Below are 6,223 nucleotides of genomic sequence, written 5' to 3'. Positions count from 1 at the left end.
GCCTTCTACGCAAGCTTGAACGCAGCCGAAAAAGCAGCCTAATCATTGAACCACAAACTCTCCGGTAAACCCGGGGCGGTTCAAGCTGAGGTTCGACTGCCGGGAACAGGATGACGGGTGCCGTGGTCGTCAGCAGGATAGGCATGAGGCGGCCGCGATTGAGGACAGGCTCTGGCACTGCCTGATCATGACCGCAGAGGATTGCGCTCGGATGAGTGAGAGCCTCGGCACTGAAGTGCTGCGGGCTCCCTGATTGCCATCGTGTCACAAACGACCGTCCAGAACGACCAGGCCAGGACAGTCGACCGGACATTCAGTCCGATCGCGACTGGCCTGTCAGCCTTGCCGTGCCTTGCGGGCTGCGTATCTCTGGTCGCGCATGGCCTTGCGCATGGCCTCGTCGTCAAGAACGCGGGTGATCCTCTGGTTCTCGGCGTGCTCGCGGGCGTCGGCCTCTGCCGTGGCTGCCTTGGCCAGGACGGCCTTACGCTCCTGGGCTTCCGCGTCCAGACCGGCCTGTTCCTCAAGCCTGGCCTGTTCGCGTGCCGTCTGGCGGGCTTCCCGCGCTTCGGCGATCCGGATGCGTTCCTGCTGCCGGGCCTCGCGCTGAGGCGCGGGTTTCTGTGCGGCACGGTAGGCCTGAAGAAGGGCGGCTTTTGCTTCCGTGGCCGTGCCACGACGTTCAGCGAGTTCGGTCTTCTTGCTCGTTCTCAAATCTCTGTTCCAGGTGTTTGGTGTGTGAACGCCCATCAGGACTAGATATGTCCTGGCGGGGCAGAGTATTACGGCCGCTTGGGACCCTGCCCGTCTCGCGCGAGGCGCGCTTCGCGCAGCCGTTGGGTCTTTTCGTCCTGGACAGCCTTCATCACGTCCCGCTCTTCAAACGCCCGCTCGCGGGCAGTGGCGGGCGAGCCGACTTTGCTGAAATGGCTTTCAGCCTGCTCGCGCGGCGTCTTGTGGTGCGACATCATGCTGTCCTGGCCAAGGGAAACAAAAGGGCCAGGCAGCTGACTGACCCCAATTTCAAGCTGCCCTGTCAACAGAATCCTGTTCCGGATCCGACAAGGGCACGTCTCCTGCTTATGCAGCTTGCAGGTTGCTGGCAGACATCTTGCCCGACTTGCGGTCGCGCTCCATGTCGTAGGACAGCTTCTGGCCTTCGACGAGTTCGCCCAGGCCCGAGCGTTCGACGGCCGAAATATGGACGAATGCGTCCGGGCCGCCGTTGTCGGGCTGGATGAAGCCGAAGCCTTTGGTGGAATTGAACCATTTGACGATGCCGGTGGTCATGATGAACCCTTTCAAGGCAAATGTATTGACCGCAGCGCAATCAATGATGCGCGACGAGAAGGCATAGCGACTTTGAAAGGGAGATCAGCTCAGAACGCGGTGCCAAACGCGCAACAATCATAGCTCGGCAGACAAATATCGGTAGGCAACAGGTAGGATTGGCCAGCTGTTTTGTCAATGACACTGTCGGTCCCTCTCAGCCAGAGGCAGCCTTTATTGCTGCCATAACGGCTTCTGGGCTTGTCTGATGCACCATGTGACCACAGCCCGGAACAAGATGGAGGCTGCTTTGGGCAATCGCCTGATGAAGGCGGCGCGACTGCGCGGCAGGATCGATCAGGCGGTCCTCGGCACCCGCGACGATGGCGACCGGCATTGTCAGGTCAGCGTAATGCTTGCACATCGCGGTAGCGGACGGGATCAGAAGGGCCGACTCCGCCGCCTCGGAGCGGATCTGGGACGGGCGCACTGCCATCTCTTCCGGAAAGGCCTGGAACTTCGCTGGGACCGGGGCAGGGCCGAAGATCTTACGCAGGAGAAGCGGCCAGATGATCCTGCTGGCGATAGGCGCGATGGTGTAGCGGGACACGTCACCCAGCAGCGGCACGGCCGGTCCGGAAAGAAGCGCCATGTCGACCCGCGCCGTCGGATAGTAGTAGCCGGAGGCGAGAACCAGGCCCCGGACCATCTGCGGATGGTTCAGGGCCATTGCGACGGCCACCGAGGCCCCCCAGGAATGACCCAGGACCACCGCCCGTGACACGCCAAGCCGCTCGAGCGCCCTACGGAAGAGATCGGCTTGGGCCTGCGGGCTCCACACCCTGCCGCGTGGCCGTGAACTGTGCCCATAGCCGGGCCGGTCGAACACAATGACGCGGTATTGCCGGGCCGCTAGGTCAACAAGCCCGCTTGAAAGGAAGTCTTGGATCATGCTGCCGTTGCCGTGCAGCAGAACCAGTGGCGGTCCCTCGCCACGCTCCAGGTAATGAAGGCGGACCCCGTCCACGTTGATGAAGCGCCCGACAGGGGGATTGTGCTGCTCGGCCCGCCTTGCAAGCTGGTGGTTGGCTACCGCTGTGGCTGCCAGAATGCCTGCGGCGGCAAGCCCGATCCGCCACGTTCGGGATCTTTGACCGGAACCGGAACCTTTGCCGTCTGCACGGGCCTCCGGAAAGGGCGTTCGGTTCCACCCGTTCCCGTCAGATGCGGCCCTGGCTGCGCTCGGATTGTCGCTTAAGGCGGATGCGCATTTCAACGGCGCGCGACCAGGATGCCGAGCAGAAGGCCGATCCCCGCCGCGATGCCCAAGGCTTGCGAGGGATGGCTGCGTGCCCAGTCCCGCGCCTCCTCATAGCCCAGCTCCGCATAGAACGCCGCTTCCTCGGCCTTCCGGTGCCCGGTCTCATAGACGCCTCCGGCAAGGTCTTGTCCTGCGTTCCGTATGCGCGCCACATACTCGCGCCCCGTATCCAGCGTGTCGCCCACGGTCAAGGCACCACGTTCGGCCAAGTGGGAGGCACACTCCTTGAGATCGTCGATCAATCCGCTTGCAGTCGCCTCGGAGTTTTGCACGTGTTCAGCGGTCAGGTTCTGCGCCATTCTCACGGTCTTTCTGATTGTCTTGCTTCTGCAAGAACAACCTGATGCGGCCCTAGGTGTTCCATGATGTTGACCAAAGGTCCTTCCAAGCTGGGCAAAAATCAGCAGGAATTTGTGCCTATGCTGAGCGTCAAGGATTTTTGAAATGCGACCCCATGCCTTTTGTTGTCCTGCATTGACCATAGGAGATAGATCGTGCCCGATGAACCAACGAGCAGTTTCATCCTGATCGTCGAGGGGATGCTTGTGAACGACGTCGGCAGTGAACAGCTTCTCCTCACCCTCGGCAGGTCGTCCGGTCCCGACGTCACGCCGGCAAAGGCAACGAGAATACCGATATCTGGCCACCCTGACGCAAAGACGCGCCAGTTCAAAGCCGCTCATCTCGCCGGGTGGCCTCCTGGCGAGTGTGAAGAGTAGCTGAACGTTCTGTCCGGTCGCCTGCACATCTCCATGGCCTTTTCGCCGATCGCGACCTCATAGCAGCGAAAGCCTGCTTCCTTGAGGATGTCGCACGCATTCACGCTGGAAGAGGCGCCCTCGTCTGTCACCAGACCATATGGCCTCATCCGCTCCATCTGGCGCAGACTCCACGTTGCAGGGAGAAGAGTAGTTCCTGAAAGATTAGGTCGTTTTTGCTGAAGGAACGAACGCTGGATGCGAGGACAAGATCAGCTAAGCTGCCTCATCGGCTTCTCTCTGCATCTGGACCTCAACCGATTGGTGCCCCTGTGATCCCACCTCTTCCACCGCGCAGCGCCAAGCCGCTGATTCAAGCCCAGCAAGCCGACGTCCTGCGCGTGGCGGCGGGGCTTGTGATTGCAACGATCATCGTCGCCGCCCTTTATTTTGGACAGGCGGTGTTGATCCCGCTGGCGATTGCCTTTCTGATCAGCTTTGCCCTGGGCCCGGCGGTGCATTGGCTGGTGCGACGAGGACTGTCACGCATCTTGGCAGTTGCCCTGACGATGGTCCTGGTGCTGAGCGTGCTGGGCGCGGTGGGAACGCTGGTAGGCATTCAGATGCGGTCGCTCAGCGCTGAATTGCCGACGTATCAGACCACCATCCGCAGCAAAATCGAGGAACTGGGCGCACGGATGAAGGGTCCGGGCATTCTGGAAGGGGCGATGCAGACCGTCGACACCGTCCAAAAGGAAGTGGCCGAGGTTGTGGGGGAGGGCGAGACAAACGCGGTTCCGCCTCAGCGGGTGCAAGTGGTTCCCGAACCGGTATCGCCCTTTGAAACTGCGTTGATGTGGTTGTCGCCATTGCTCGCACCCTTGGCTACGGCGGGCATTGTGCTGGTCTTCGTGGTGCTGATCCTGCTGGACCAGGGCGATCTCCGCGACAGGCTGTTGAGGTTACTTGGTGGCAACATGTTTCGGTCCACCGATGCCTTGGAAGAAGCGAGCAAGCGGATCTCGAAATACCTGTTGATGCAACTGGTGGTGAACGTCACCTACGCGATCCCCATGGCGCTTGGCCTTTGGCTGATCGGGGTGCCGGGCTTCATCCTGTGGGGCACACTGGCCGCGGTCATGCGCTTCATTCCTTATGTAGGGCCGATCCTGTCGGCAGTCTTCCCGCTGAGCCTGGCCTTTGCAGTCGATCCCGGATGGAACATGGTGCTGATGACGGCCGGGCTGATCCTGGTGCTGGAGCTTGTCTCCAACAATGTGATCGAGCCGATGCTCTATGGCACCAGCACAGGGCTTTCGGTGTTGTCGCTGATTGCTGCCGCAACCTTTTGGACGGCGATCTGGGGACCGGTCGGACTGGTCCTCTCCACGCCGCTGACCGTGTGCCTGCTGGTTGTCGGCCGCTACATTCCGCAGCTGTCGATCCTAGAGACGCTGCTCGGCTCCAGTCCCGCCCTCAGTCGTCATACACGGATCTATCAGCGCTTGATCGCGAACGATCCCGACGACGCCATCGACATTGCGGAAGACGCAATCGAAGAGACATCCGTCAGCGGGTTCTATAACGACGAGGGGATGGAGGTGCTGCGCCAGGCCAGCATCGATTACATTATCAACGCTCGCGCCGAACATAGACTGCGGATTGCCAACGGCATGGACGAACTGCTTGAGGCAATCCGCGCGGAGTATTCTACCGAGGTGCCGGAAGGCGTTGCGCCCCATGTTGCCTGCATCCCCGGCAAGTGGGAAATCGACCGGCAGGCTTGCGAGATGCTTGTCCATAGCCTGCAACTGGACGGTGTGCCGGCGGCCACCAAGGCTCATGGCAGCACCACATCGCGTTATGTCGCCAGTTTGGAATTGGAAGGCGTTCAGATCGTGGTGCTGAGCTTTTTTAGCCGCGAACCCGACGCAGCCGTCCGCAACCTGACTCGCCGCCTGCGAGCGCGGTGGCCCCAGGTCAAGATCGTCCTAGGCCTGTGGGGCGTGCCTCTGGAGGAGCTTGACAAGCATGGTGCCGAACCGCTTGGCGCGGATGCCGTTGCGGCGTCTATCAACGAGGCCACACGCCGTATTCAGCTGTTGTTGCGAAAAGGGGAGGAGAAGAGGACGGATGCCGTCCAGGACCCCAGAGCCGGGGCAACCCGAAACGGGACCTTCGACGAGCTGTCGCTGGATGATCAGGAGTTGCGTGAGGACCTGAATGATCTGGCGATCCGAGCCGCCGATGTGTTTAATGTCAAGACAGCAGCCATCCTTCTCCTCGGTACCAACAAGGAGTTGCTGCTCGGAGCCAACCGCGAACTGCCTGGCCTTGATATTGACCCTCGGTCCCGTGTGATGATGCTTCCAACCGATACGTCTCTGGCCTCTCTTCTGCTGGCAGATGCGGAGTCGCTGATCGTTCCCGACGTCGAACGCGACCCACTCTTGGCAGAGAACACAGTTTTGCGTGCCTGGTCCGCGCGTACTCTTGCCGCCGCGCCAATACGGCTGGTGGATGGTAGGGTTCTGGGGGCTTTGTGCCTGATCCACGACGAGGTGCGCGACCTGGAAGACAAGGAGCGCGAGCTTCTGGAAACCCTTGCCGCCGAGGTGGTTGAACGCCTGACAGGAGAAGAGGCTCCACCAGTCGATGAGCCGAAGCAGCCAGCGGTGTCAGCGACTGTAGGCCAACCGGTGCCCGAATAGAACTCTTGCCCCTTCTCGAAAGCACGAACCAGCCCTTCATAAAGGGCCCTGAACAGATGGCATTCTTATGTTGGCCTGACGATGGCCGTCACCAACTTTGGCCGGCTTTTCCAGCTTCCAGCGCGTCCTCATTCGTTGCAACGGAGCGGATGGAACGCTTCACAGGCTTGCCCTGTTGATTTTTCTATAAGGGAGGCGCCTGACATGAACACGCTCCTGATCAG

Annotated in this window: 6 protein-coding genes; 1 reads left to right on the top strand and 5 read right to left on the bottom strand. The window is 60.9% G+C overall.

Features of this window, described 5'->3' with window-relative positions; translation table 11 throughout:
• Positions 1 to 336: 336 nt before the first annotated feature.
• The 5 genes from IE224_RS20345 to IE224_RS20325 form a co-directional block, all read right to left on the bottom strand.
• A complete protein-coding gene (locus IE224_RS20345; protein ID WP_191313299.1) occupies positions 337 to 714 on the bottom strand; it encodes a DUF6481 family protein in 378 nt (125 codons plus the stop codon).
• A 68-nt stretch (positions 715 to 782) separates the two neighbouring features.
• A complete protein-coding gene (locus IE224_RS20340; protein ID WP_229849496.1) occupies positions 783 to 1,040 on the bottom strand; it encodes a hypothetical protein in 258 nt (85 codons plus the stop codon).
• 40 nt (positions 1,041 to 1,080) lie between these two features.
• Positions 1,081 to 1,290 carry a cold-shock protein gene (locus IE224_RS20335; RefSeq protein WP_099650590.1) on the bottom strand — a complete coding sequence of 70 codons (210 nt, stop codon included), beginning with the start codon at positions 1,288 to 1,290 and terminating at the stop codon, positions 1,081 to 1,083.
• A gap of 196 nt (positions 1,291 to 1,486) precedes the next feature.
• Positions 1,487 to 2,296: an alpha/beta fold hydrolase gene (locus IE224_RS20330; protein ID WP_268246575.1), complete on the bottom strand. Its 810-nt coding sequence runs from the start codon at positions 2,294 to 2,296 to the stop codon at positions 1,487 to 1,489.
• A 245-nt stretch (positions 2,297 to 2,541) separates the two neighbouring features.
• Positions 2,542 to 3,273 (bottom strand): ElaB/YgaM/YqjD family protein, encoded by a 732-nt coding sequence (locus tag IE224_RS20325; RefSeq protein WP_191313297.1) that lies wholly within the window; start codon positions 3,271 to 3,273, stop codon positions 2,542 to 2,544.
• A gap of 347 nt (positions 3,274 to 3,620) precedes the next feature.
• Here IE224_RS20325 and IE224_RS20320 point away from each other — a divergent pair, with 347 nt between their 5' ends.
• Positions 3,621 to 5,999: an AI-2E family transporter gene (locus tag IE224_RS20320; protein WP_191313295.1), complete on the top strand. Its 2,379-nt coding sequence runs from the start codon at positions 3,621 to 3,623 to the stop codon at positions 5,997 to 5,999.
• Positions 6,000 to 6,223 lie beyond the last annotated feature (224 nt).

This window comes from Paracoccus aerius (genome assembly GCF_014656455.1).
In the GTDB taxonomy this organism is placed as follows: Bacteria; Pseudomonadota; Alphaproteobacteria; order Rhodobacterales; family Rhodobacteraceae; genus Paracoccus; species Paracoccus aerius.
Note: the sequence above shows the minus strand (reverse complement) of the source record. Positions and strands in the feature narration are given on the sequence as shown.